Origin of the sequence: Paenibacillus sp. FSL R5-0470 (genome assembly GCF_037975205.1) — a bacterium.
Taxonomy (GTDB): Bacteria; Bacillota; Bacilli; order Paenibacillales; family Paenibacillaceae; genus Paenibacillus_AQ.
Genome location: NZ_CP150238.1, coordinates 6,368,841 through 6,395,040, shown reverse-complemented (window position 1 = coordinate 6,395,040; position 26,200 = coordinate 6,368,841). Strand labels below are relative to the sequence as shown.

Annotated in this window: 14 protein-coding genes; all 14 read left to right on the top strand. The window is 42.9% G+C overall.

Annotated features, from left to right (window positions below):
* The first annotated feature begins 2 nt into the window (after positions 1 to 2).
* The 14 genes from MKY99_RS28390 to MKY99_RS28325 all read left to right on the top strand — a co-directional run bounded on the left by MKY99_RS28390 (position 3) and on the right by MKY99_RS28325 (position 26,199).
* Positions 3 to 1,724 (top strand): phospho-sugar mutase, encoded by a 1,722-nt coding sequence (locus MKY99_RS28390; RefSeq protein ID WP_339267600.1) that lies wholly within the window; start codon positions 3 to 5, stop codon positions 1,722 to 1,724.
* Positions 1,725 to 1,858: 134 nt separating this feature from the next.
* Positions 1,859 to 3,895, top strand: coding sequence for a DUF5693 family protein (locus MKY99_RS28385; protein ID WP_339267598.1), 2,037 nt, complete (start codon positions 1,859 to 1,861; stop codon positions 3,893 to 3,895).
* Positions 3,871 to 5,007 (top strand): polysaccharide pyruvyl transferase CsaB, encoded by a 1,137-nt coding sequence (gene csaB / locus MKY99_RS28380; RefSeq protein ID WP_339271820.1) that lies wholly within the window; start codon positions 3,871 to 3,873, stop codon positions 5,005 to 5,007. The genes MKY99_RS28385 and csaB overlap by 25 nt, the downstream gene beginning before the upstream one ends.
* Positions 5,008 to 5,013: 6 nt before the next feature.
* Positions 5,014 to 5,769, top strand: coding sequence for a WecB/TagA/CpsF family glycosyltransferase (locus MKY99_RS28375; protein ID WP_339267596.1), 756 nt, complete (start codon positions 5,014 to 5,016; stop codon positions 5,767 to 5,769).
* Positions 5,770 to 5,885: 116 nt separating this feature from the next.
* Positions 5,886 to 7,013, top strand: a complete 1,128-nt coding sequence (locus MKY99_RS28370) for an MraY family glycosyltransferase (RefSeq protein WP_042131352.1) — start codon at positions 5,886 to 5,888, stop codon at positions 7,011 to 7,013.
* 159 nt (positions 7,014 to 7,172) lie between these two features.
* On the top strand, positions 7,173 to 11,135 hold the full coding sequence (locus tag MKY99_RS28365) for an S-layer homology domain-containing protein (RefSeq protein ID WP_339267593.1): 3,963 nt from the start codon (positions 7,173 to 7,175) through the stop codon (positions 11,133 to 11,135).
* 219 nt (positions 11,136 to 11,354) lie between these two features.
* Positions 11,355 to 11,696 (top strand): hypothetical protein, encoded by a 342-nt coding sequence (locus MKY99_RS28360; RefSeq protein WP_042131350.1) that lies wholly within the window; start codon positions 11,355 to 11,357, stop codon positions 11,694 to 11,696.
* A gap of 824 nt (positions 11,697 to 12,520) precedes the next feature.
* Entirely contained in the window at positions 12,521 to 15,187 is a 2,667-nt protein-coding gene (locus MKY99_RS28355) for a hypothetical protein (RefSeq protein WP_339267592.1), read from the top strand.
* A gap of 87 nt (positions 15,188 to 15,274) precedes the next feature.
* Positions 15,275 to 15,811 (top strand): hypothetical protein, encoded by a 537-nt coding sequence (locus MKY99_RS28350; RefSeq protein WP_076285661.1) that lies wholly within the window; start codon positions 15,275 to 15,277, stop codon positions 15,809 to 15,811.
* A 153-nt stretch (positions 15,812 to 15,964) separates the two neighbouring features.
* Entirely contained in the window at positions 15,965 to 16,231 is a 267-nt protein-coding gene (locus tag MKY99_RS28345) for an alpha/beta-type small acid-soluble spore protein (RefSeq protein ID WP_042192433.1), read from the top strand.
* A gap of 344 nt (positions 16,232 to 16,575) precedes the next feature.
* Positions 16,576 to 17,778 (top strand): methionine adenosyltransferase, encoded by a 1,203-nt coding sequence (metK, locus tag MKY99_RS28340; protein WP_042192431.1) that lies wholly within the window; start codon positions 16,576 to 16,578, stop codon positions 17,776 to 17,778.
* A gap of 201 nt (positions 17,779 to 17,979) precedes the next feature.
* Positions 17,980 to 22,020: an Ig-like domain-containing protein gene (locus tag MKY99_RS28335; RefSeq protein WP_339267589.1), complete on the top strand. Its 4,041-nt coding sequence runs from the start codon at positions 17,980 to 17,982 to the stop codon at positions 22,018 to 22,020.
* 228 nt (positions 22,021 to 22,248) lie between these two features.
* Positions 22,249 to 24,981 carry a stalk domain-containing protein gene (locus MKY99_RS28330; RefSeq protein ID WP_339267587.1) on the top strand — a complete coding sequence of 911 codons (2,733 nt, stop codon included), beginning with the start codon at positions 22,249 to 22,251 and terminating at the stop codon, positions 24,979 to 24,981.
* 57 nt (positions 24,982 to 25,038) lie between these two features.
* Positions 25,039 to 26,199 (top strand): sensor histidine kinase, encoded by a 1,161-nt coding sequence (locus MKY99_RS28325; protein ID WP_042131343.1) that lies wholly within the window; start codon positions 25,039 to 25,041, stop codon positions 26,197 to 26,199.
* Position 26,200: the final 1 nt, after the last annotated feature.

Here is a 26,200-nt window from a genome sequence, read left to right as displayed (position 1 = left end):
AAATGACTCAATTAAGCCCAAAAGCGGCAGAAATCTTATCTCGCTGGCTGGAGAACGCATCTGTTGATGAGTCTACGAAGGCGGAGCTGCGCGCTCTGGAGAACGAGCCACAGGAGCTCGAGGAACGATTTTATAGAGATCTAGAATTCGGTACAGGTGGTCTACGCGGTGTAATTGGTGCAGGTAGTAATCGTATCAATCGTTATACGGTAGGTAGAGCTACACAAGGTTTCGCTAAATATATTCTGGAGACGCATACTGGAGAGGGAAGACCTTCTGTTGTTATCGCTCATGACTCCCGTCGTTTCTCGCCTGAATTCACACTTGAGGCTGCTCTTGTATTGGCTGCTAATGGCATTGAGGCTCATTTATTTACTTCTCTGCGCTCAACACCCCAATTGTCGTTCAGCGTGCGCCATTTGAAGGCAACGGGCGGGATTGTTATTACTGCAAGTCATAATCCGCCTGAATATAACGGGTATAAGGTTTATAATTCTGAAGGTGGACAGCTTGTCCCTGACGAAGCCGAAAAGGTCATTTCTTACATATTAGGGGTTGACACTTTTGATGGTGTGAAGCGGATTTCCCAAGAAGAAGCGGAGCGTCAAGGTCTGCTGCACTGGCTTGGTGAGAAGGATGACGAAGCGTTTACCGATACTGTCGCTGCGGTTAGTCTTGCAAGTGAAGAGATCGCCTCTACGCTTGGAAAAGACTTCAAAATCGTATACACCCCGCTACATGGTACTGGTAACCTGCCAGTCCGCCATGTGCTTGAGAAAATAGGTTTCACACAGGTGCATGTTGTACCTGAGCAAGAACAACCAGATTCCGAATTTTCCACTGTAAAATCACCGAACCCAGAAGAACGCGAAGCCTTTACACTGGCTATGAAGCTGGGTGAAGAGTTGAATGCAGACCTCTTAATTGGAACGGATCCCGATGCAGACCGTATGGGGGCAGTGGTTCGTGATAATGAAGGTAAATTTGTTGTTTTGTCGGGCAATCAATCTGGAGCTTTGATGATTCATTATTATTTGAGCCGTTTACAGGAACAAGGTAAGTTGCCTAGCAATGGTGCAGTTGTGAAGACTATCGTGACGAGCGAGATGGGGGCTGCTGTAGCCTCTCATTATGGTGCAACTGTATTTAATACGCTAACGGGATTCAAATATATTGGGGAAAAAATGACTCAATTCGAACAATCCGGAGATTACACATATCTTTTCGGTTATGAAGAAAGCTATGGTTATCTTGCAGGTAACTATGCTCGTGATAAGGACGCCGTTCTTGCGGCTATGTTGATCGCTGAAGCAGGTGCTTATTACAAAGCTCAAGGCAAAACATTATATGATGTTCTTCAGGAATTGTATGAGCAGTTCGGATACTTCTTGGAAAGCCTGGAGTCCCGTACATTGAAGGGTAAGGATGGCGTTGCGCAAATTCAAGGTATCATGAATGATTGGCGTACGAATGCACCACAAGAAATTGCGGGATCTGCCGTTACAGAGGTGCTGGATTATTCGCTAGGCTTGAATGGTCTGCCGAAGGAAAATGTACTGAAGTATTTGTTGGCTGACGGTTCATGGTTCTGCCTGCGTCCTTCCGGTACCGAGCCGAAAATTAAAGTTTATTTTGCGGTTGTGGGTGAATCCTTGCAGAATGCTGAGGATAAGGTAGCTACACTATCCAAGCAGGTTATGGCTCGTGTTGACGGGGAACAATAAAATAAGAATATAGATTGCGCTCTATATTGTGAAATTATATTTTTTACGTAGAAACGGGTACCGTCTCTAAAAGGATGACGATCCGTTTCTACTTTTGTAAAAAGAGTTTTGAAGTGAAAGAGGAGGTACTTTTGGTGCAGCAAAAATGGCAACGTTGGAATATTTCTTCCCGAAAGTGGCTGTGGATCATAGTTGTGGTTGGCGTTTTAGCTGCCTTGCCAGTTGTCTATGACCGTCTGCAGACGGAGAAGTCTTCCAAGACAGTGGAATTTGTATTTGATTACCGTGATTTAGTTGAAGTAGCAAGCTATCGTGCAAATCCGCAGGATTATATTTCCGAACAGTTAGATCGTCTAAAAGATGCTGGTGTTCAGAGTATGGCGATTTACGAAAGCACGCTGGAAGATTATCGGAAGGCACGTCGTCTAATGATGTGGGGTGCGGCTGATATCGCTAATCTTACGGATACAATCATTCCGGTGAATGAGAACTATACTTATGTTCTTTTTACTAATCCTGATTACTACCAGGCCCTGGCGCCTGTCATTAAAGAGGCATTCGGTAATCTTGGGATTACTTCGAAGGAATGGAGTTTCCGCGGACAACAAGGTCTTATTATTGAGACTCCAATAGAAGATGCTACACTGAAGCCACTTCAGCCGGATCCATTTACACTGGAGATGCTGCATGACAAAGGGTTCACCATTGTACCGCGTCTTGTGGATTCTTTGACTTATAATAAAGCAACAGTTAAGAAGCTGTTAGATCGTTATGAAGAATTGGGTGTAAAACGAATCCTATTCGAGGGAGAGTCCGTTAAAGGGTTTAATGACGATGCCGATACGGCTAGTATCACTGACTTTGCAAATCTCCTTAAGGAACGTGGAATCGGAATTGCAGCAATTGAAAATATTAAGAAACAGCAGAAGGGTTTTAACAAGCTTGCTTATTTGCTGGACTATAACGTAACACGGTTATACTCTCTTAGCGAAGGGGACTCTGCCTTAGATCCAAAAGTGATCTCAGATCGTTTCGCGCTGGCAACAAAGGATCGCAATATCCGCATGATTTATTTAAATACAATTCCTTCACGGAATACAGCTAAGGCACAGATTACAGATACGCTAGACAACCTTGTCACGAGTCTGAGTGATCCTGGTGGTGCCGTTGAGCAGATCAAAGACAATGGGTTTAAGTTAGGACAAGCTACGGCTTTTGAGGTTGTAGATTCGTCTTATCAGCGTTACTTCAAGCTAGTTGCGGTAGTTGGCGCAGTCTCATTAGTAGCGCTGCTGATTTCTTACTTTATTCCATGGCTTACGATCCCGGCATGGGTGCTAGGATTACTGGGAAGTGCAGGCCTGCTGGTCTTGAAACCAGAGCTATTTGAGCAGGCACTGGCGCTAGCGGCTGCGATAAGTGCACCAACCCTGGCGGTTGTACTTGCCATTCGTAAGGTTAATGAAATGGGACCTCCGCTACGGAACAATACCCTTACCTATAAGGCTATGAGCCCGCAACGTCGGTTTACGCATAGTCTGGTGCTTTATTTGAAGACGTCATTAATTTCTTTGAGCGCTGTGCCATTCGTGATCGCACTGCTCAACAACATAACCTACAGCCTAGTGCTGGACCAGTTCCGTGGTGTTAGTCTGCTCCATATGGCGCCTATCGGCCTTGTAGCACTTTATGTACTCCTCTATCGCGGAGAGTTTGTCTTTAACAAGACAGGTAAGCTGCTGCGTACACCAATCACATTAGCTATGGTTCTTGCCGCTATGGTTCTTGGGGTCGTAGGTATGTATTATTTAAGCCGTACTGGAAATGGTGGTAACGTAACACCTCTAGAAATGGCCTTCCGTACATTCCTAGAGAATACGGTTGGTGTCCGGCCGCGTAATAAAGAGTTTTTGCTCGCACATCCGTTATTAATTCTTGGTGCATTTCTGGCCTTTAGATATCGGAATGCAGCATTTATCATGATCATTGCCGTAATTGGTCAGCTCTCCATGGTGGATACCTTTGCACATATTCATTCACCTGTTCTGATCTCGCTGGTTCGTGGATTGCTCGGTCTTGGACTCGGACTGATCATTGGTGTAATTGCCGTAATCGTATGGCAGATTGCAGAAGGGTGTTGGAAACGATGGTCGCCACTCCTAAAAAGATAGTTATCTCTGGTTACTATGGTTTCCGTAACAGTGGAGATGAGGCGGTGTTGCAGTCCATTCTAATTGAACTGCAGAAACAGTCTCAAGCTTTGGGTATATCCATTGAGCCTATAGTGCTGTCCATTGATCCTGAGTGGACGAGCGCCACATACGGAGTGGAATCCGTGCACCGGATGAAGCTTGTTGAAGTCCGTCAAGCGATTTATGAGAGCGCTGGTCTGATCAGCGGTGGGGGCAGCTTGCTGCAGGATGTCACAGGTAGCAAGAGTATTCCTTACTATTTAGGTATTATCAAGCTTGCGCAGTGGATGGGGAGACCAACCTTTATCTATGCTCAAGGTATCGGGCCAGTGAATCGCAAGCTTTTTCACCCTTTAATCAAATCCGTGTTTCGTAAATGTACTTATATATCTGTGCGGGATGAACAATCCCGCGAGCTTCTCCTATCTATGGGACTGGAACAGAAAAAGATAGAGGTTGTTCCCGACCCGGTTATGGGCTTGTCTTTGCCAGAGGACACGGATGCTACTACACAATCTTCAGAATTATCTGATTCACTTCCGGTGATTGGGATATCGGTACGTTTTTGGGAGCAAGACCGCAGAGAACTGGAGGCTCTTGCACAAGGCTTGATTAAGGCCAACCGTGAGGTTCCGTTACATTTGCGATTCCTCCCTTTTCACACCCCTTCGGACAATGAGGCTTCACGTTATATGATGGAGAAGCTGAAGGGAATCATAATCGAGCATGGTGGGCAGATCAGTATATGTGAGGATGCTATTCACCCGCAGCACATGCTACGGGAAGTGGGACAATGCGATGTTCTGATCGGCATGCGACTTCATAGCTTGATTTACGCGGCTGGAAGACGTGTTCCACTGATTGGTATTTCTTATGATCCAAAGATCGATCATTTTCTGGACAGAATCCAGTGCTATCCTGTTGGAGCAACGAACACACTTGATGCTGAACATGTTGCTGCCGAGATTGTTCATCTTTTGAACACAGGACAGGAATGGAGAGCGGCACGGGAAGATGTCATTTCCAAGTTGATTCAAGAAGCAGAGGCACCAGCTCGGCAAATCGTAGAATATTTTCACCATAAAGGATGATCTAAAGTGAAAGCAGAAAGCGCGGTACCTACAGTTCCTATTTTTGGAATTAGAGTCTCGAAAGTTGATATGGCAACAACAGTTGCCTATTTGACGGAGGCTGTTCATACCCGTATCCCGCATCAAGTGATTACAGCTAATCCAATTATGGTTATGGCTGCACTGGAAGATCCAGCTTATATGGATATTATGAAATCGGCTGAATTGGTTGTCCCCGATGGGACAGGCGTTGTATGGGCTGCTAATTATTGTAATGAGCCGGTATCAGAACGGGTAGCAGGTTATGATCTGTTACATGAATTGATGCGGCAGGGTGAAAGATATAGTTGGAAGGTATATCTTCTAGGTTCTACGCCTGAAGTGATTCGGGAAACCGCTGAAAGGTTACAATTGCAATATCCGGGTGTTATCATTGCAGGATATCACGACGGTTATTTTGGTCCGGATGCAGATGAAGAAATTGTGGCTGGAATTGTTAAGGCTAATCCTGACTTATTATTTGTTGCCAGAGGTGCGGATAGTCAGGAACCTTGGATTGCTAAATATAAGTCCAAACTGGGCGTTCCGATCATGATGGGGGTCGGCGGCAGCTTTGATGTGATCTCTGGGAAGAGCAAAAGAGCGCCAATAGCCTTCCAAAAAATGAGAATAGAATGGTTGTACCGTCTCCTAAAAGAACCTACACGGTACAAACGAATGCTTGCACTGCCGAAATTCGCATTAAAAGTGGTGCGTGAGAAAGATAAAGTAACAAAAGTCTAGCAAAATGCCGATATTCACCTAGAAAATGAGATAAATAGCCTAAATAAAGGATTGGAATTTGTTTTTGTAACAGCGTATAATTCAATGCGGTAGAGAAATGGGGGTCGACTGATCAAATGTTAATCATATACATCGCTGGATTTATCGTATGCATGGGACTCGCACTTGGCCTCACACCTTTGGTGAAGAAATTCGCCATTAAGATTGGTGCAACAGATGTGCCGAATGCTCGTAAAGTGCACACGAAAATTATGCCCCGCCTTGGCGGATTAGCTATTTTTCTAGCGTTTGTGTTAGGCCTGCTTGCCGTATTGCCGATTATTCCATACGAGTTCACTCCGCGGGAGGTCAACTTCATCAAAGCGCTGCTATGTGGTGGCGGACTGATTGTACTTATCGGTGCACTCGATGACCGATTCGAATTATCAGCAAAAGTGAAGCTACTGGGCCAAATTATCGCAGCCTGTATCGTTGTTTTCGGCTTTGGTATTACTGTAGATTTTGTGAATATTCCATTTAACAATACGTATTCCTCACTGGAGAGCTGGATTGCTATCCCGCTTACGATTTTCTGGATTGTCGGTGTTACCAATGCCGTTAATCTGATCGACGGGCTGGACGGGCTTGCGGCTGGTGTATCAGGAATTGCAATTGCTACGATTGCGGCAATGGCTTTCGTGATGGGAAACACCATGGTGGCAATGCTGTGTTTGTTGCTTCTGGGTAGCATCATCGGATTCCTGTTCTTTAACTTCCATCCTGCTAAGATTTTCATGGGTGATACGGGTTCGCTGTTCTTAGGCTTTTGCTTGGCATTACTTGCTTTGCTAGGATTTAAACAGATTGCAGTGGTTTCGTTTATTACACCTTTGCTTATTATCGGTGTACCATTGTCGGACACGTTCTTTGCGATCGTGCGCCGTAAGCTGCAAAAGAAACCAATCTTCGCACCAGATAAAGGTCACTTGCATCACTGTCTACGCGAGCTTGGCTTTAGCCACCGCCAGACTGTACTTATTATTTATGGTATTGCTGCGTTTTTCGGTATTCTAGCTGTCATTCAATCATCTGCAGCTCTTTATGAAGCGAACTGGGTTACGTTCGTGGTCATCTGTATCATGCTCTTCTTCCTGCAAATCGGTGCTGAAATCACTGGTTTGATCGGGAAGACTAAACGGCCGCTGATTGATTTCTTTTTAAGAATGCGTATGAAGGCTGATCCGGAAAGAGGCTCTAAGTCCTAAGTGACTAAGCAATTATTCTAAAATTTTCTATAAATAACAAAACTCATCCGATTTCGGATGAGTTTTTTGTTATTTTCCCTAAAAATATCACTACTTATGACCGATAAAGAACAAAGTGAAGGTTTACGAGAACTTATACTCAAAGGAGAGATATAACACATGCAACGCTTTAAGAGACCGTTCGTTTGGCTGATGCTGGCGGCTTTGATCGTTTCTATGTTCCCAGGTAAATACACGCCGATAGCGGCAGCGGCTACCACGACATACTTCAGTCCGGATGATCTCACGCTGAGAAATACAATTGAGCTGAAACAGGAGATTGTGCCGGATACCGATCCGAATGCCGTATATAATATTTCAAGACAAACCGTTTATAAGACAAGCAATCCGAATTTTTCGATTACCGGTACGTATGCACAGGTAACGACTTCTACAATGAAAGTCACTGTACAGCAATTGACTCAAAGTGGTAGTAAATGGGTTACAGATGCTACCCACTCGACTACCGGCGCAGTAACCACTGATACTACAAATCCTACTAACCGTTTTATTGCTAGTGGGCTCACATTGTTTACAGGATACAATAAGATTACTTTTTCTGGGATGCAAGGTACTTTAGAGCGCTCAGAATCATTTTATGTTCTTTATGATAAGGTTCCTTATATCTCCTCTCTACAAGTTCTTGGAGGTGGACCTTCCGCGATTAATTTGAATGAGGGAACTAAGGTTGTTGTTCCTAATCAACAGATTACGCTACAAGGTAATGTGACCAATGCAACTCGAGTTGGCGTTTCATTGAATGGAGGATCATCACTGCAAACCTCGCTACTTGAGGATGGTACATTTTTCACTCCAGCATTAACGCTTAAATCAGGGGAAAACACTTTGGAGATCGTTGTGCAGAATGCAGCGGACTCGATTACAATAAAACGCTCAATTTATTACTTTAATACAAACAGACCTTTTACTGACTTGCAGATCTATCATGGTGATGGGTCGAACTTTAAAGCTCATAACATTCTTGATAATGTTCCTACACTGACTGCTTCAGATACTACTGCTAATATCATTGGACAAGTTCTTTTACCTTATAGCGCAAGTGATAAATCCTTTGAAGCTGATCATACTGTCAAGATTAATGATCAGGTTGTTCCAGTTAAAGTGTTGAAATCATACACGATTTCGGCAGATGGTGTTTATGTACCAGTGGAAGGTAATGCTGGAGATCAGAAGGAAATAGTTATTCCGGGTCCAGATGGTGTGACTCCTCAATACCGACTGGTTTCTTTCATAACTACATCGCCATTTACCCTTACTTCGGGATCTGGCAACGTGGTACTGTCCATTAAATATGGTTCTTACGAGACTTCAACCAAAGAAAGTTATAAATATCTGAAAGATGAGACTGTGATTACAGATATGTTTTATCTTTCAGGATATAAAGAAGCTACAAGTGTTGATATTTCTTCCGTTTCCAAACTAGCGTTGAATGGATCTCAGGTTGAAAAACCTGATTTCTATGTTTTGGTGAAAACGAATGTTGCCCCAAAAGCAGGAGCGATATTGCAGGGTTCTTACCTACCACTGGGTGCTTCGCTAGTCCTGACGGAACAGCCTAATGTCACAGGTTTAAAAGCTAATGAAAAGGTGTATAAAGTTGAGGGCTTCTCTAATGGCCAGCAAAAAGTAAAATTTCAATTTTCGGGGTCTCAATCTTTTTATAATGCCGATATCGCCTATGTTTCTAAGAACTATATCTATGTAGCTAATTTGAATGATGGACAGACCTATACTTTTAATTCTGCTACTAGCTCTAATAGTATGACTATTTCTGGTGAATATATTGGATTTGAAAGCATCGGAAATCCTCAATTTTTTATTAATGGTATATCGAACGATAAAATAAAAACAGATGCACATAAAAATGGATATGAGTTTAATGTAACGCTGACGAATCCGAAGTTTTCTTTTGATTTACCTATTTCTTCCTCGGGTCCACTAGTTTATGGTGAGAACAAGATTGTGTTTGTTGGAACCTCGATGGATAAGGCAAATAATAAAAGGGAAGTTCGAAAAGAACTGCGAATTTATATTATCGATACGAATGTCTCTAATTTGTCACAGTTTCATCCGGCTATATCTAAGGGACGGGTCGATTTTACCCATGATTTAGTGAAGGATTACACTGATAAAGAGCTTAATGACATTCTTGGATTGACTTCTGAGTTCATTTATAAGGATGAAAAATTTGTTACCAGTCAAACTAAATATGATTTGGTGTTAAGAGGCGGGGCGGCTACTAAGCTTAACTTGTACCAAGGATCAGACCTGTTCCTTTCTTTTGGTAGTGAAGTTTTGACTGGAAATGCTTCTGGACACAGGAAGCTAAATGAATTCACCTATAATAATCAAAAATACTATTATGATTTCTCCGGTAACAGCACGGAATTTATGCTTCGAATTCGTGATATCCCAGCAGAAACTGCTGGAAGCATTGTATATAATCTTGAATTAATCAATGACACAGGTGCACGGACGAATCAGCGTCTGGAAGTTGTTCGTGAAGTTTCTCCCTATCGCGTACTGTCCCCGGTGGCAACCGTAGGTGAACAGATCGTTGTTAACAAAAACTTTGTTCGTTTTGATATTGAAGCTGAAGGTGCTACAAAAATCATTATTGATAAATACGAAGCAGAAAAGCGCACCGATCTGCCGAATCGTTTCACACTGGACTATGTAGGCTTAAAAGCAGATAAAGCGACAACGATTAAAATTCAAATTGTTCGCGCTGATTCTACTCTCAGTGATACGATAAGCGTGTATTATGCGAGTGCCGTTCAAGTAGATACGCAGTATATGGCTGAGAAAGTTGCAACAAAGTATAGTGCGTTTAATAAGGGACTAGAGCTGAGTTTCCCTAAAGGTACACTTATGAAAGGCTATACTACCTCAGGTGCAGCTAAGTACTATCCAGATACAAAACTATTGTTCGGTATTGCTGATCCATTGGATGGTGTTGTTGAACGTAAAAATGATTATGGCAATACTATTAACGTCGATGCTGATGCACGGACTCCAGGTGGCTTGAGTACGTTGTTGATCCCTTCAGATCTTGTATTACGTTTTAACTCAACAGTAGAAACTAATAACTTCTCACGTGTATCCGATATTTATTGGCTTAGCGGAGGTTTGGGAGAAAGAGGTACAAAAGGTACTGCTCTTTATAAACCGGCTACTAACGGGATTGCTCCATACTCAATAGAAGGTAATTTCACACAAATTGAAGCTGAACGCAAAATTGTACCATCCCAGCGAGGTGATCTTACACTAACCTTTAATCCAAATATTGTTGATGAGGTTGGTTCCACAATCACTGTATTCCGTTACACGGACTCAGGACAATGGGAGAATATTGGTGGAGAAGTGGACACAAAGAAACACACAATCACGGTGCCATTTGATCAATTTGGGTATTACACTGTAATGAAGCTTCGTCGTGGATATAACGATATTACCAATCACCCATGGGCAAGAAATATCTTGAATGGTCTTTATTCTAAAGGCATTATGAAGAATTTGCGTTTTGACCAATTTGGTGCTGATAATACAACAACACGTGGAGAATTCGCTACGTTGTTAGTGAAGGGCTTGAGCCTTCCATTGAATTATAATAATAATCAGCAGACGTTCTTCGATATTGTACCTGAAGCAGTTTCTACAACTTGGGACTTCAAACATATTGAGACAGCAGCAAGAGCTGGTATTATTACTGGATTAAGCGATGGTTTCTTTGGTCCGGATCAACCTGTTACGCGAGAACAGGCGGCTGTGATGATCGCTCGGGCACTTAAGCTAAAAATGTCTACAAATGACAATAAGTTGTTAACCAGTCTATCTAAATCTTTTGTAGACACCGGTAATATGGACTTTTACTCTCGGCCAGCTATTGAGGCAGTTTCCAAGGCTAAGATCATGGAAGGCAGCGCAGTGACGATTACAGGGCAAAAGAAGCCAGTATATAATTTTAATCCAAAAGGTAAGCTTACACGTGCAGAGGCTGGTAAGATTGCTGTAGAACTGCTCAAAAAGAGCACAAGTATTTTCCCGAAAACTTTTAATTAAAGAGTTAGGATTAAAAAAACGGCCAATTTCGCAAGAAATATCTGCGGATTGGTCGTTCTTCATTCCATTTAAATGGTTAATCCCAACCAATTTTACAGTTGTATAATAGTCAACTTAGAGAAAAGTGTAAACTTACCAGAGACATATATTTTGTATTCTGCTTCGATTTACGTTACAATAACGTAGAAAATATTATTTTCTGAAAGGTGAAAGCCAACCATGAAACCGATTTTAGCAAAAGCACAGTTGGATTACATGAAAGCCAAGAATATGTTTGAGAATAGAGCAAAAGTGTTAGAAAAGGAAATTGCGGCTAAGCGGGCACTACAGGAGATTACACAGGAGGTTATGGAGGAGCTTGTGCAGGCTACAGGATTCCATGATTCATACAACGAGCTTGTTGTGGCTGAGAATGCCCTGATTGAATGGTCTCATACTACAATCAAACATGAGAAGAGCTACCGCGAGAATCGCGCAGCTATTGATGCAATGTACGACAATGTAAACTCAAGTCCTGAAAAGCGTCAGGAATTGATCCAGTTATCTATGAAGATTCGTTAGACCCTACTGTAATAGAAGCAAGCGCCGGCAACGGCGCTTTTTTGTTGCGTTCAGCATGATGCTATCTATAGAGCGGATCTCTGAATGGTGACGGTAAGTAGTAGCCATTAGCTTACGAATCATCAAAGCATTGAACCAGGAGGCGAACAAAGAAAGAACATGTTTTGATCGAAGCTATAAGCGAAGTTTTTTTAGGTTATAGCTTTAGGAGCCGAAGATCAGAAGGGGAGCCGCTATATAATCAGTCTACGGTGAATGTGAGTAATCAGGTCTTTCCGCCCCTTTATACTCAAATTTTGTAGGAATGTTTAAATAAATGGCACTAGTGTTAATGATACTTAGTAAATATTGCATAATGACGTTTAGAAAACGACTATGGTATACTATTTTCCGTGGCAACCCAAGATTAACAATAGTTAGTAGAACATACATATGTATCTTCTATTGGGATTGTACCGGGAAACAAAAAAAAGAAAAGAATTTTTTTGAGAAACCGCAACTTTTCCAAATCTTCTGCGTTTAAGGTGTAGAGTCATTTACACAGGCAGTTGAAATTAACCGGTGGTAAAGCGAATTTAACAAAATGGAAAAATTAGCTTTACGTGACTTGAGGCACATTGTATAATACTTAGGTATAATTAGGAATCTAGTATTGTCATGTCCTGATCATTGTTTACCAGTTTCTGTGATACCCGTCACAGACATTATTTATACTTAATTTGCTCAACTCTGGAAAGGGGGTGCATCGGCTAATGAGTGACACGAGCTACTCAACTAAAGAAAAATCTCAGTTTATGAACGTCCAAGGAGGAGAAAAAAAGGTTATGAAGAAAATTTTATCCGTAGCATTATCTACAGCAATGGCATTCTCGATGTTTGCCTCTGTAGCGTTTGGTGACGCAGCAGCAACTCCGCAACAAAAATTTGACGCTTTGGCAGCAAAAGGTATTCTCAATGGGTACCCAGATGGTCAAGCTCACCTTGAAAAAGATCTTACTCGCGCTGAATTCGCGAAGATCGTTACTAAATTGTTCGATCTTACTGAAGTAACTAACAAATTGTCTTACAAAGACAAAGGTTACAACGCTAAGAACTGGGCAGTTCCTTACATCGAAGCTGTTACTGCAGCTAACTTGATGCAAGGTAAAGATACTGTTAAAGGTATCTTCGACTACAACGGTAAAGTAACAGTTGAAGAAGTAGCGGCTGTATTGTTCCGCGCTTTGAAACTTGAAACTCCAGCAACATCTGACAACAGTGCATCTGCATGGGCTAAAGGCTATGCTCAAGCAGTAATCGATGCTGGTCTGATTGCTAAAGACACTAACTTCAAAGCTAACGCTAGCCGTTCTTTGGTAGTTGAAACAGCTTATGCAGTTGATCAATTGAAAGCAGCTCCTACTGTAGCTTCTGCTGAAGCAGTAAGCCCAACTAGCGTAGTTGTAACTTTCTCTGACAAAACTACTACTACTGTAACTTTGACTACTGCACTTGTAGAAGGCGTTGAAACTTCAATTTCCTTCAAACACAACAATCACGACTACACTACTAAAGTAACTTTGGCAGCTCCTAAGGTTCTATCCGTAGAAGCTCCAAACGCTAAACAAGTTGTTGTTAAATTCAACCGTGTAATTAGCGCTGATTCTGTGATTGAAGATGGTAAATTGCTTGCTGACACTGTTAAGGTAGTACCTGTAAGCGGAACTGCTGTAACTGTTGTTGGTTCAGCTGCAAGCTTGAATGAAGCTGGTACCGAGTTGACAATCACTCTTGACAAAGTTGATACTGACTACTTGAAGGGTCAATACACAGTAGTAGTAAGTGACAGCGTTCTGACATCAGCTGGAACTAAAGTTGCTACTTACACTACATTGTTGACAGTTGCTGATACAGTAGCTCCTACAGTTAAGGCTATTAATGCCGTAGCTAAAGATTCTACTAAAGAAGTATTCGTACAATTCAGCGAGCCAGTAAAACAATATAGCTTTAATGCTACTGTTAACGGTTCTGCTGTATCTGTATCCAAAGAATCCGCTGATACATTTAAATTGACTACAAATACTGCACTGAAAACTGGTACAGCTAATGATGTAGTGCTTAACAAAGTTACTGACTTTGCTGGTAACGTTGCAAGCTCGCTTAAAACAAGTGTAACTGTAGTAGCTGATACTGCTGCTCCTACGATCGTTAGCGTTACTCCTGAGAGTGATCAATATGTAAAAGTTAAATTCAACAAAAAGGTTAACGCTGCATCCTTCAAGGGTAATGTTTCCTTGTTGAAAGCTGACGGCGATAAAGTTGGTAACATGAGCGTTGTTACAACTGACGATAGCGACACAATTAAACTGCAAGTACCTAGTGGTTTCAATTTCCCATCATCCGGAACTTTCACTGGTACACTTTCATTTGCAGCAGCAGTTCGTGATACTTTGGGTAACACTCTTGGATCTACTGTGACTCAAGCAGTTACTTTTGTTAAAGACACTACTAAACCAACTGTAGTATCTGCTACTTATGGTACTAGTGGTCTTGTACTGACTTTCAGCGAAGATGTAGTACTTGCAACTGGATCTGTTAGCATCATTGATGAATCCACTGGTGCTGTTACTGGTCCAGCGATTACTCAAGCTGATATGACTGTAAAAGGTGCAAAAGTAACCGTTAAGACTAACAGTACTTTGAGCGGAGACTACACAGTTCGTTTGACTGCTGGCTTGGTGAAGGATAAAGCAAGAACAGCTAATGTTTCTGACGCAGCAACTGTTGCTCTTACAGCTGAAAAAATCAATACCAACGATGACAAGAGACCTACTGTTACTTCTGTAGTGTACACAGCTGCTTCTTCAGAAGCTGGATACCACCAATTTACAGTAACAGCTACTGATAACATTGGTTTGAATGTAGCTTCGCTTCGTGATTCTAGCAGCTATGTCCTGAACGGTGCTGCTCTACCTTCTGGTTCTTACGCTGTTATTGATCCAACTACGGTTGTAGGTACTGCTACTAAACCAACTTCTGCTCAAGTGAAAGTATTCATTCCAGTAGGCGGAATTACAGAAACTAAAGATTACACATTCAAAGTTGTTGGTATCTCTGATGCAGCTGGTAACGGAATGGAAAGTACTTCTTCGGCTTCGGTAGTTCATGAGCTTAAGAACACAACTGCTCCTAAATTGACTGAAGCAGCTATTAACAGCAACTCTGCTTACTTGACATTGACATTCTCAGGTAACATTAAGACTGTTGATAAAAATGACTTCGATGTTGTTGTAGGTGTGGATGGTAAGGATACAGTGAAAGCAGTTGTAGAAGCAACTGTTGGTACTGGTAGCGAAGAAGGTAAAGTATTGTTGAAACTCACTGCTTATGGTAAAGAAATCACTGATTTGAACACTGTTGATTCCTTGACTGTTGAAATTAAAGACGGTGCTAATTCTGCTGATAAATTTGGTCTTAAAATTGTTAAAGGTAACAAACAAACTGTAAGATAATTAGCTTCCTTTCGAAGCAAGAATAGCCTCTTCGGAGGCTATTCTTTTTTTATAGGCATTTATCCCCACTCATGAGGAGGAACTTCATTGAAATCGGTATGGAAAGTAACAACAGCTGCTGTATTGCTGGCTGGTGGTGTATGGGCTGGGTCACTGTTGAATGTTACTGCTGAAGGTGCAGGTGTTGGTTCACAGCCTGGAACAGCAGATGACCCTGTGGTTACCAAAAGCTATGTTGATCAGCAAATTCAGAAAGCACTTACAGGTGGTACAGGTACAGCTCCAGTAGCTACAGCTACTCCGAGTCCTAGCTCAGCTCCAACAGCTACAACAAACCCGACTACTAGCAGTAATGAATCCGTAATTGTCGATGTGAAACCAGGACAAACCTTAATTGCTTCCGCAGGCGCTGAATTTATCGTTCGTGCGGGTAAAGCGGTTATCTATTCTCAGGATGCAAATGGTGTTGCTGATTTAACGGATGGTAAAGACCTTGCCAATGGAGTAGCTGCACCGACTAACCATTTATTATCTTTCCCTCGTGATGGTCGTGGTATTACTGTGCAATCAGGACAAACTCTTGGCCTTGTTGTCATGGTTCGTGGTGGATATACACTAAAATAATTTGTAATAGTATATATTCATAATGCCCGTAAAAGTACTTAATCATACCTTCAAACTGATTTCCAAAGTTACAAATCATTGGCGCGATTGAAGAGTAGCTGTTGGACGCACAATATTCCTGTAATCTTACAAATTCACAGGAGGTGCTGTAACATGGCACGTAACAATCGCACAGTGGTACCGGAAAGTCGGGCAATGCTGAAGCAAATGCAATATGAAATTGCAGCTGAATTTGGTTTATATGGAGCGCATTATGGAGGCGGAGCAGACACAGAGTTTGCTTCTGAATTAGGAGCAATCGGAGGTAGTGGTTCTGGCCGTCGCCAGTATCTTGGACATCTTAGCTCAAGAGATAATGGCTCTGTTGGCGGAGAAATCACGAAGAGACTCATTAAGCAAGCCGAACAGTCTCTTCTTTAATAATATCAGGGGTGAAATAATTCTTATTAATCCTATCTGATATTTCTTTTTAATACTGTGGATTCAATATTTATACTGTGTTGGAGGGGCTTCGGAGTAATTGACACCACCTCCCAAATAAGATAATATGACTTTTGAGGAAAGCCTTAGACCTTTTCCATATGGGAAAGGTTCATTTTTTTGAAGAGTTTAGTGAATATAAACATGAAATACTGCAATCATCCTTCATAAAAAGAACAGGCCCCTGAGTTTCTTTGTTTTATATTTTTTTTATTAATTTGGCCTGTGATTATTAAGGAACTCCTTATACAGTGTCAGACTAACCATAAGGGAGGTTGTTATACTTGTCTATTAAAGGGCGTCATTTGTTTACTTCCGAGTCCGTGACGGAAGGGCATCCGGATAAAATCTGTGACCAGATTTCCGATGCGGTATTGGATGCATTTTTAGCTAATGATCCAAATGCTCGTGTAGCCTGCGAAGTAGCAGTAGCAACTGGTCTTGTTTTGGTGATCGGGGAAATCAGTACCAAATCTGAGTATGTAGATATTCCTGCCATCGTACGCAATACCATTAAAGAAATTGGCTACACACGTGCAAAATATGGTTTCGATTATAATACTTGTGCAGTATTGAGCTCACTTAATGAGCAGTCAGCTGATATTGCTCAAGGTGTAAACTCTGCTCTCGAGCACCGTGATCCAGCACAATTGGCTGAAGAAACGGCAAATATTGGCGCGGGTGATCAAGGCTTAATGTTCGGTTTTGCTACGAATGAGACACCAGAACTGATGCCGTTACCGATCGCTTTATCTCACCGTATTGCTCGTCGCTTATCTGAAGTTCGTAAGAACGGAACCTTGGAATATTTGCGTCCTGACGGGAAGACACAAGTTACGATCGAATATCAAGATGAGAAGCCTGTACGCGTGGATGCTATCGTAGTATCTACACAGCATGCGGAAGAAATTTCTCTTGAACAAATTCAGGCAGATATTAAAGAGCATGTAATTATGCCGGTTGTTCCTGCGGAACTGCTCGATGCTGAAACTAAGTATTTTATTAACCCAACAGGACGATTTGTGATTGGTGGTCCTCAAGGGGATGCCGGTCTAACTGGACGGAAGATTATCGTTGATACGTATGGCGGATATGCTCGTCATGGCGGCGGCGCATTCTCTGGTAAGGATCCAACTAAAGTGGACCGTTCTGCGGCTTATGCTGCTCGTTATGTGGCGAAGAATCTTGTTGCTGCGGGTCTAGCTGATAAATGTGAGATCCAGCTTGCTTATGCCATTGGTGTGGCTACTCCTGTCTCGATTAATGTGGATACATACGGAACAGGTAAGATCAGTGAGGAAAAGATGGTTCAACTGATCAGCAACAACTTTGATCTTCGCCCTGCGGGTATTATCTCCATGCTTGATTTGCGTAAACCAATCTATAGACAGACTGCAGCATACGGCCATTTTGGACGGACTGATGTTGATCTTCCTTGGGAACGCGTAGATAAAGCTGAATTACTCAGAGGTCAGGCAGGATTGTAGTTAATTATATGTTCTTATAATACGTTAAGCCCGCAAGTTGGCACTTAGTGTCAGCTCTGCGGGCTATTTTTATGTAATGGGCAGAATTAGAATTGATTCTAATCATAGAGAAGTAGACTACTAAACTTTGTAAGCCCTTTAACCGAAATATAAGAATATACATAAAGACGTTAGTATGGTTTGAGAGGAGTCTATCACGGCATGAAAAGAAAAATTTCAATATGGACGGCAATTTTTCTAGCAGGAGAACTGGTACTTGGAGCAGGGTATCCTTCTATCGGAATTGGAATATCGGCAGTACATGCTGCAGCGGAATTTGGCATTAGTGTGTCGCCAGCACCTGGAGCAACCTATGTAAATATCGGGTCATCTCTTAAATTAAGCTTTGATCGTCAAGTAAACCCACAGGCTGGAGAAATTACCATCACGGGTCAGGGTGATAGTACACCTTTTGTGACGATTCCTATTGGTAGTTATGGTTTAATTGGTAGTTCAAAAGACTACGAGCTTAAATTAGGGCCAAACCAACAATTCACTCCGAATAAGGCATACAAGGTCACAATTCCCAAAGGATTGTTCAAAGATAACGAGGGTAATGAATCAGGACTTACTTCATGGGCATTTACCACCGCTCCTGAGAGTAATACGGCTATCACGGCAGGCAACTTTTCACCGGCTAGTAATGCAAGAGTAGATGCCGGGAGTTTAAAGGAACTTAGTCTGACACTAAATAAGCAGCTGTTAAAAGGTGGGGGCAATATCCGAATCCTGTCCTCAGCAGATAATACAACCGTGCAAGAGTTCAGAATAAAGGATGATGACACTAGAGTTAACGTTCTGACTGATGCTAACTCTACTACAGTTAAATTAACGTTGGAGAAAGCATTGGCGGCCGGAGGGAATTACTATGTTCTTATTGATGCGTACGCTTTTAAGGATGTTGATAATAGAACGTTCTCTGGTATTTCTAGCGGCAATGTATGGAGTTTCTCTACAAAAGGTGTAGCTGAAATTCCAATGACTCCATCCCCGGCTAACGGTGCAGGCGGTATATCTACCACAGGAGCGCTACAGCTCACTTTTGACCGTCCTATGATGCCTGCATCAGGTGTAATTACGGTGTCTCCAGGGGCAGCTAACGATGCTAGAACAAGATGGCTTAATGTGAACTCCCCGGCCGTTACTGGAGGAAGCAGCAGAACCATAACATTGAATCCAGCATCCACAGCCTCACCGCTGCTAAACGGCACACAATATACAGTTACGATCCCCCAGGGTGCTTTTTATGATCAAGATGGAAATGTATTTCCTGCCTCGGGCCCGTACACTTGGACCTTCACAACGGTATCTTTGACTGGACTTGGCGTAAGTGCTTTGAATCCATCTGATCGAAGTGAATCTATTGCTAACAACAGATCCTTTTCGATCGCGTTTAATCGGGATGTGAATTACAACAGTGCAGTGGCCAATGGTGTGGCTCTATATAAAAGCGGAGGATCTCAGGTGCCGGTTAACGTTACCCGGAGTACCACTACAGCTAAAGAATTTATAATCACACCTTCTGTAGTGTTAGATAGTGATTCAACTTATTACATTGATATCGCTAAAGGGGCTTTTGTAGACGCAAGTGATGCTAACGTTTTATATGACGGGTTAAGTGGTAAAAATTCATGGAGCTTCAAGACCTTGTCTCTGGATAAAACAGCTCCACAGCTCACATCAGCACAGCTTGAGAATAACCGAACCATTCGTCTGAAATATAATGAGTCTCTCAATTCATCCATAGCGCTGTTAACCTCAAGCTTTGGAGTTACGGTAAACGACGAGAATCGAGCGATTGAAAGTGTTTATATTCAGGGAGACAGTGCCTACTTGGTGCTGAGTACAGGAGTAGCAGTTGGGCAGATTGTAAAGGTCAGCTATAATGGCGGACTGCGGACGATTCAGGATCCAAGCGGAAATGCAGCGAGCACTTTTAGCTCTAAACAGATCACGAACTCCATTGAGTCCTCCATGCCGACACCTAAAGATGGGAGAATCACGGGAAGATCCGTAGTATTAAATTTTAACGATACACTAAAGCCGGTTTCTTATTACGCTCATAACCAGTTCCTAGTGACAGCAGATGGAAGCTCACTTGGGGTCAACTCGATCAGTTCCAGTGGCAATACAGTATATTTAACATTGGGAAGTGAAGCATCGAATGGACAGAACGTTCGGGTGTCCTACTATGCAGGTTCGTATCCTTTGCTAAATTCTTATGGACAAAATATTGCGGACTTTACTGATTTCAATATCCGTAACAGTAACGATACGATTGCCCCAGTGTTTCAAAGTGCAACCGGAGGCGGCACTAAAATCATTTTGAATTATAATGAAGGCTTATCTACAACCAATCTCCCACTGAATAGCCAATTCTCTGTGTTAGTGGGCAGCACGCCTAATTATGTGACTAATGTATCGGTCAGCGGCACTCAGGTCACTTTGACGCTTCAGACAGCGCTCGCGGTTAATCAGAATGTGACTATATCTTATGTGCCGGGTTCTGCCGGGATAAGTGATTTGAATGGGAATCGGGCAGCGTATATTAACCTACAGCCTGTATCCATTTCAGAGAACAGTGGCACTACTATTCCAGAGATTAATTCAGCGACCGTTTCAGGTGACGAGTTAACAGTTACTTTTGCAAAGAATATGCAGGCATCCGGTTCCCTCTACGCGAATCAGTTTGGAGTTCGAGCAGATGGAAGCAGCTTGGGAGTGCAATCCTACTATCTCTCAGGTAATATTCTAAAAATAACGTTATCCTCGGTTGTAAAGACCGGTCAAAAAGTGGACCTATCCTATATGTCTGGTACCGGTACGATTAAGGATTTGAGTGGGAATACTCTTTCCTCATTCTCAGCTTTATCAGTTCAGAATCTAACTGGCGTGACCACTGGATCTGGAAATCGTCCATCCTACCTAGGAACACTTGCAACGAGTGAGTTTGGAAAAGAGTATGCACTATTAAAGAGCGATTCCTCGCAAATTGTGGATGACCGTTCTGTATATAATCAATCTGTAAAAAGATATACTTTAAACGCAGATCGAATAGCTGCCAGTTATGAATATCTGTATAAGATGAATAATGATGTATTGGCTTTTGAGGTTCCTTCCACGGAGCAAGCAGCTTTTGTAACTGCTCCGCTAAAACCATTACTAGACGCGGTGAACCGTAATAAAAATACTAAGTTCATGATTCGTCATGGAGACAACCTATTTAGCGTAGGGCTCGATGATATTGATATGAATGGGCTGGCGAGCAGCCTAATCTCGGACAGTAAAAATATCTCGCTCGTGTTCCGCTTGGATAAAGTTCCAGCAGGTACATTTACACCTTTTGAGCAAAAGCTACAGACGACGGGTATGCGAACTATTACTAGTCTTATGGATGTCCGGGTGACGGCGATTGTTAGCGGTAATTATTCGAATGCCAAGGCACTGACTGTACCAGGAGAATATACCGTACGTACTACTTCTTCATTAAATAGCGCGCAGACATCTGCGGCCAGATTGGACCTTTCCTACTACGATGCGGCTTATCTACCTACAAAGGTCAGTACGGTCGGTAACTATACAGTTATCCGTGCTCGTACCGCTGGTAATCAGATTTTAGGGACTTTCTTGTCCACCAGAGCCTTCACGGATATGGGTAAGCATTGGAGTAATGCAATCGTAGCTGAGCTTAACGCAAAGAATATTATTGATAGCAGCTACGGTAGTGCGTTTAATCCGGAGAAAAAAATTACCCGTGCTGAGTTTGCTATAATGCTCAGTCGAGGTCTAGGCTTGCTAGGAGATCGTGAGACCGCACAACGTTTCCGGGATGTGCAGCCTTCTACACAAACTGGAGACTACATTGGCGCAGCGGCTAAAGCTGGAATTATTACAGGGAACACGGATGGTACTTTCCGTCCGAATGATAATATAACACGCGAGCAGATGGCGATCATGATGATCCGTGCGATGGAATATACCAATCATCCTATTACACTAAGCGGTACTTCTGCCTCAACACTTGCAAGATTCAAGGATAAGGTAAAGATTCAGAATCAAAGTGCGGAGTTCGTCGCAAAGGCAGTGCAATCAGGGATTATTTTGGGCATGACAGTAAGTGAATTTGGGCCCCAAGGCAATGCCACCCGTGCTCAAGCTGCCGTGATGTTACAACGGATGCTGAAACAGGCTGATTACTTGTAAACAACTCTTATAGATAACCAAACAATTGGTAAAGCCCGGCAATTATGCCGGGCTTTTTTTGTCGTCTAATTATGACAGTATTGACTCTATAAAGCTTGAAATCTCTCAATTTCGCAACTTTTTGGCTTATTTTCAGTCTATTAAAAGAGTACTAGAAAAATAGGAACCAGTTTCCAGACATTGATATGGACTGATAGAGTACAAAAGAGATGGGAGAGTTACGTTGAAATGAATGAAGTTTTCATGGAGAAGAAGAGTAGCGAGGTTGCACGGGGAATAAGATTATCTTCCACTAAAAAGTGGATTGCTGCTTCATTGGCTGGTGTGTTATGGATTATGCCGGTAATCGGCAGTGAAGGTATGATGCTGTTTGGTCAGGGATCTGCACCAATCGCAGCTGCAGCCACAGCTCCTTTTAAAGTAAGTAAGCTGGGAGAAGAAGTGATTACTTCGGGCGCCATTATGATGAAATATAAATATACTACTACACGTTCTGGGGCGAGTGCTTCTGGGCTTGCGGACGTCATTCGTGTGGATCTTAACAATCCATATGTTTCTTTAGATGTGATGACTGGTAAAGGCGGAAACCTGACTACTCGGCAAAGTACTGGCGGGATGGCCAAGGAAACAGGAGCCGTTGCCGCAGTAAATGGCGATTATTTTAATACAGGTGGAGAGGGTGCTCCGATCGGTGGACAAGTATCAGGTGGAGTACTGGTGTCTACCCCTTCACAATTGGATGGAATGTATGCCTTTGCAGTGACAAAAGACCGCAAACCTATTATTGACGAGTACAGCTTCGAGGGGATGGTAACCGCGCCAGATGGCGCACAGTTTGAGATCTCCGGTATCAATAAAGGCGCTTATAGCCCTGAAGGCGGAAGCTCGACTTATAGTCATGCTAATGCTATGTATATCTACACAGATGTATGGACTGCACTCGACCGCCCTAAAAATAGCTCTACCACTCCAACAGAGGTACTTGTTGAGAATGGTGTAGTTACTCAAATTTCAGAAAATGCTGCACTCCCTATGGCGGTTCCAAAGGGAGCTTATATTTTGCGGGCACATGGCTTAGCCGCACGATATGTTACTGCCCATTTGACGGTAGGACAACCTGTAACAAGTGTGTACTCTCTGAAATCTAAGACTACACAGCAATCGCTAGATCCTGCGAATCTGCAAACAATGATCGGCGGACATACAATTCTGGTAAATAACGGAAAAGCAGCAACGTTCTCTCGTTCTACTAGCAGCATTGGAGGCTATCGTGCTCGTACGGCTTTAGGATATTCCCAAGACGGACGTTATGTATATATCATAGCTACTGAGAAAAATGGCAATAGTTCAGGGATGTCTCTAACCGAATTGCAATCATTTATGACCAATATCGGAGTCTGGAAAGGTCTTAATCTCGATGGAGGCGGCTCTACAACGATGGTAGACCGGCCCCTCGGTGAAACCTCTACTACACTCACTTTTAATACAGAGTATGGCACAGAGCAACGCAGCATCGTTAACGGGCTTGGTGTCTACACTAACGCCCCGCAAGGTGAAGTGAAAGGGATCAAAATTAGCGGAAGTTCCACACTACTGGTTGGACAAAAGGCAACGTATTCTTTAAAAGGTTATGACACGTACTACAACCCTATTGATGTAGCAGCAGGTAATCCTACTTGGGTATCAAGCGGTGGAAGCGCAACGGTAAGTGCAGGTGAAGTAACGGCAGTGAAGCCAGGTACCGTTACCTTAACGGCTAAAAGCGGTGCCGCAAGCGCCTCTACAACAGTTACAGTTCTGGGTGGCAATGATCTATCCAGTATGAGTGTAGGTACAGCTACAGCGCCACTGACAGCCGGAACTACTGTGTCTGTCCCTGTTACAGCGTCAACGAAGAGTGGGACAACTATCAATGTTCCGGATTCAGCACTGAAGTGGGAGTTTGTAGGCTTTAAAGGAGCCGTGAAAGATGGCAAGCTTACTGTAAACGCCGTTGATGCAGGGGTTACTACAGGTTATGCTATTGCCCGTTATGATGGATTTAGTGCAGTGGTTGTATTATCAACAGCAGCAGCTACAACATGGGAAGATTTCGAGAAGGTAAGCTATCCAATCGACTTTACTACCAATGTTCCAGCGGTACAGGGTACTGCAACGATAGTGGATGGAACGGCTGAAAGAGTAGGCTCCAAGGTGCTGTCACTCAGTTATGATATGACGGCTGGAAGCGGGAAAATGTATGCTTATGCTCAGCTGAATGGTACAAGCGGAAAAACAGTTCCAGCGCTTGCAACTTCAATGTCGGTTGATGTGATGGGCGATATGAGCTTGAATTGGCTGCGTGCTGAATTTGTAGACAACAGTGGAGCTACAGCTTATGTGGATCTTGCGAAGATCATCGATTGGAATGGTTGGAAGAACATTAACATTGACTTGTCAGGCTCAGGCATTAAATTCCCAGCAACGCTGAAGAGACTCTATGTAGTCAACGTAGAGGAAGGCCAGGATGAACGGGCGAAGACGGGTACAGTTGCCTTTGATAATATCACCTTTACAATGCCTTCACTTTCCAGTGATGCAGGCTTACCAAAAGGGACAGCTTCTATGAGCATTGGCTCGAAGGCAATGACCGTAAACGGAAATAAGAAAGCTATTGATGTAGCTCCAATTGTAAAAGACGGCAGTACTTATGTGCCGATTCGGTATGTCCTTGATGCTTTCGGAGGCAGCGCTACTTGGGATCAGGTGAATAAGAAGATCATGGTATTACGCGGGGCCAAGGCACTGGATCTTACCGTAAATAAAAAAGAATATCTGCTGAACGGTAAACGTCAGAGTGCTGAAGTAGCACCAATCATTTTACAAGGTAGGACTTTAGTACCGTTAAGACTAGTTTCTGAACAGCTAGGATTAACTGTAAAATGGGAACAGAAAACGAAGACCGTAACTATCGAATCGTGATATGTTAATATAAAGGAAAACCTTTAAAACGATTCGATAGAAAAGGGGCAAGCATCCGTGGAATTTCAAGCCGATGCGATTGATCGCGTCATTAAAAATACCATCGACGTGATGGAGAGCAGCAAGTATCAGATTTTTGAAATATTGCAGGTTGCGCGTGATGAACTTGCTGCACTCAACAAAGAACTGCAGCGGGTCATGGACGAAACGGATGAAACATTGAAAAAAGTAGACAAGCTGGAGCTGCAGTATCACCGCTCCAGAATCCGGCTGACAGAGGTCAGCCGGGACTTTGTCCGCTACTCGGAGAAGGATATCCGTATTGCCTATGAGAAGGCTACGGAGCTACAGCTCGAACTCATGATGACGCGTGAGCGAGAGGTCTATCTTCGATCAAGACGTGATGAATTACAAATGCGAGTGCGCAGTGTCGAAAATTCTGTAGAGCGCGCAGAGTCAATTGGTTCACAAATGAGCGTAGTGCTCGAATATTTGTCGGGAGAACTAGGTCAGGTGACGAGAATTGTCGAATCTGCGAAGAACAGACAGATGATAGGACTCAAGATAATCCTGGCTCAAGAGGAAGAACGGAAGAGAATTGCCCGGGAAATTCATGATGGTCCTGCTCAAATGCTGGCGAATCTAGTCCTTAGGACGGAAATTGTAGAAAGAATGCTGGTAAAGCAGGAATTTGGGTTGGTGCAGGACGAAGTAATAGATTTGAAAGGACAGGTTCGATACAGCCTGGAAGAAATGCGTAAGGTCATCTTTAATTTACGACCGATGGCTCTCGATGATTTGGGATTAATTCCGACTTTGCGGAAATATGTGCATGATTTTGAGGAGAAGACGAAGCTGAGGACGACCTTGGAAACCAGAGGTCAGGAACATCGACTATCTTCAGCCATGGAGGCAGCGGTATACCGATTGGTCCAGGAAGCTTTGTCTAATGCAGCTAAACATGCCTACCCGAGTTTCGTATTGGTAGAGATTACTTACCAAGCGCAGTTAATTAAGATTGTGATTAAGGATAATGGATTAGGTTTTAATGTGCAGAAATTAAAAAATCCGCAGGGCAATCGTGAAAGCTTCGGGCTAGTAGGTATGCGGGAACGTGTAGAGCTGCTTGAAGGCAGAATGGAAATCATATCAGCCGAGAATCAGGGGACAACAATCGTGATCCACATTCCGACGAACGTGGAGAAAGGGAAGGAGTAAT

Excerpts from the sequence above, each read along its gene's own strand:
- csaB (WP_339271820.1), top strand. The coding sequence starts at position 3,871 with ATGGTCGCCACTCCTAAAAAGATAGTTATCTCTGGTTACTATGGTTTC.
- MKY99_RS28360 (WP_042131350.1), top strand. The coding sequence starts at position 11,355 with ATGAAACCGATTTTAGCAAAAGCACAGTTGGATTACATGAAAGCCAAG.
- MKY99_RS28355 (WP_339267592.1), top strand. The coding sequence starts at position 12,521 with ATGAAGAAAATTTTATCCGTAGCATTATCTACAGCAATGGCATTCTCG.
- MKY99_RS28365 (WP_339267593.1), top strand. The coding sequence starts at position 7,173 with ATGCAACGCTTTAAGAGACCGTTCGTTTGGCTGATGCTGGCGGCTTTG.
- MKY99_RS28335 (WP_339267589.1), top strand. The coding sequence starts at position 17,980 with ATGAAAAGAAAAATTTCAATATGGACGGCAATTTTTCTAGCAGGAGAA.
- MKY99_RS28390 (WP_339267600.1), top strand. The coding sequence starts at position 3 with ATGACTCAATTAAGCCCAAAAGCGGCAGAAATCTTATCTCGCTGGCTG.
- MKY99_RS28330 (WP_339267587.1), top strand. The coding sequence starts at position 22,249 with ATGAATGAAGTTTTCATGGAGAAGAAGAGTAGCGAGGTTGCACGGGGA.
- MKY99_RS28370 (WP_042131352.1), top strand. The coding sequence starts at position 5,886 with ATGTTAATCATATACATCGCTGGATTTATCGTATGCATGGGACTCGCA.
- MKY99_RS28345 (WP_042192433.1), top strand. The coding sequence starts at position 15,965 with ATGGCACGTAACAATCGCACAGTGGTACCGGAAAGTCGGGCAATGCTG.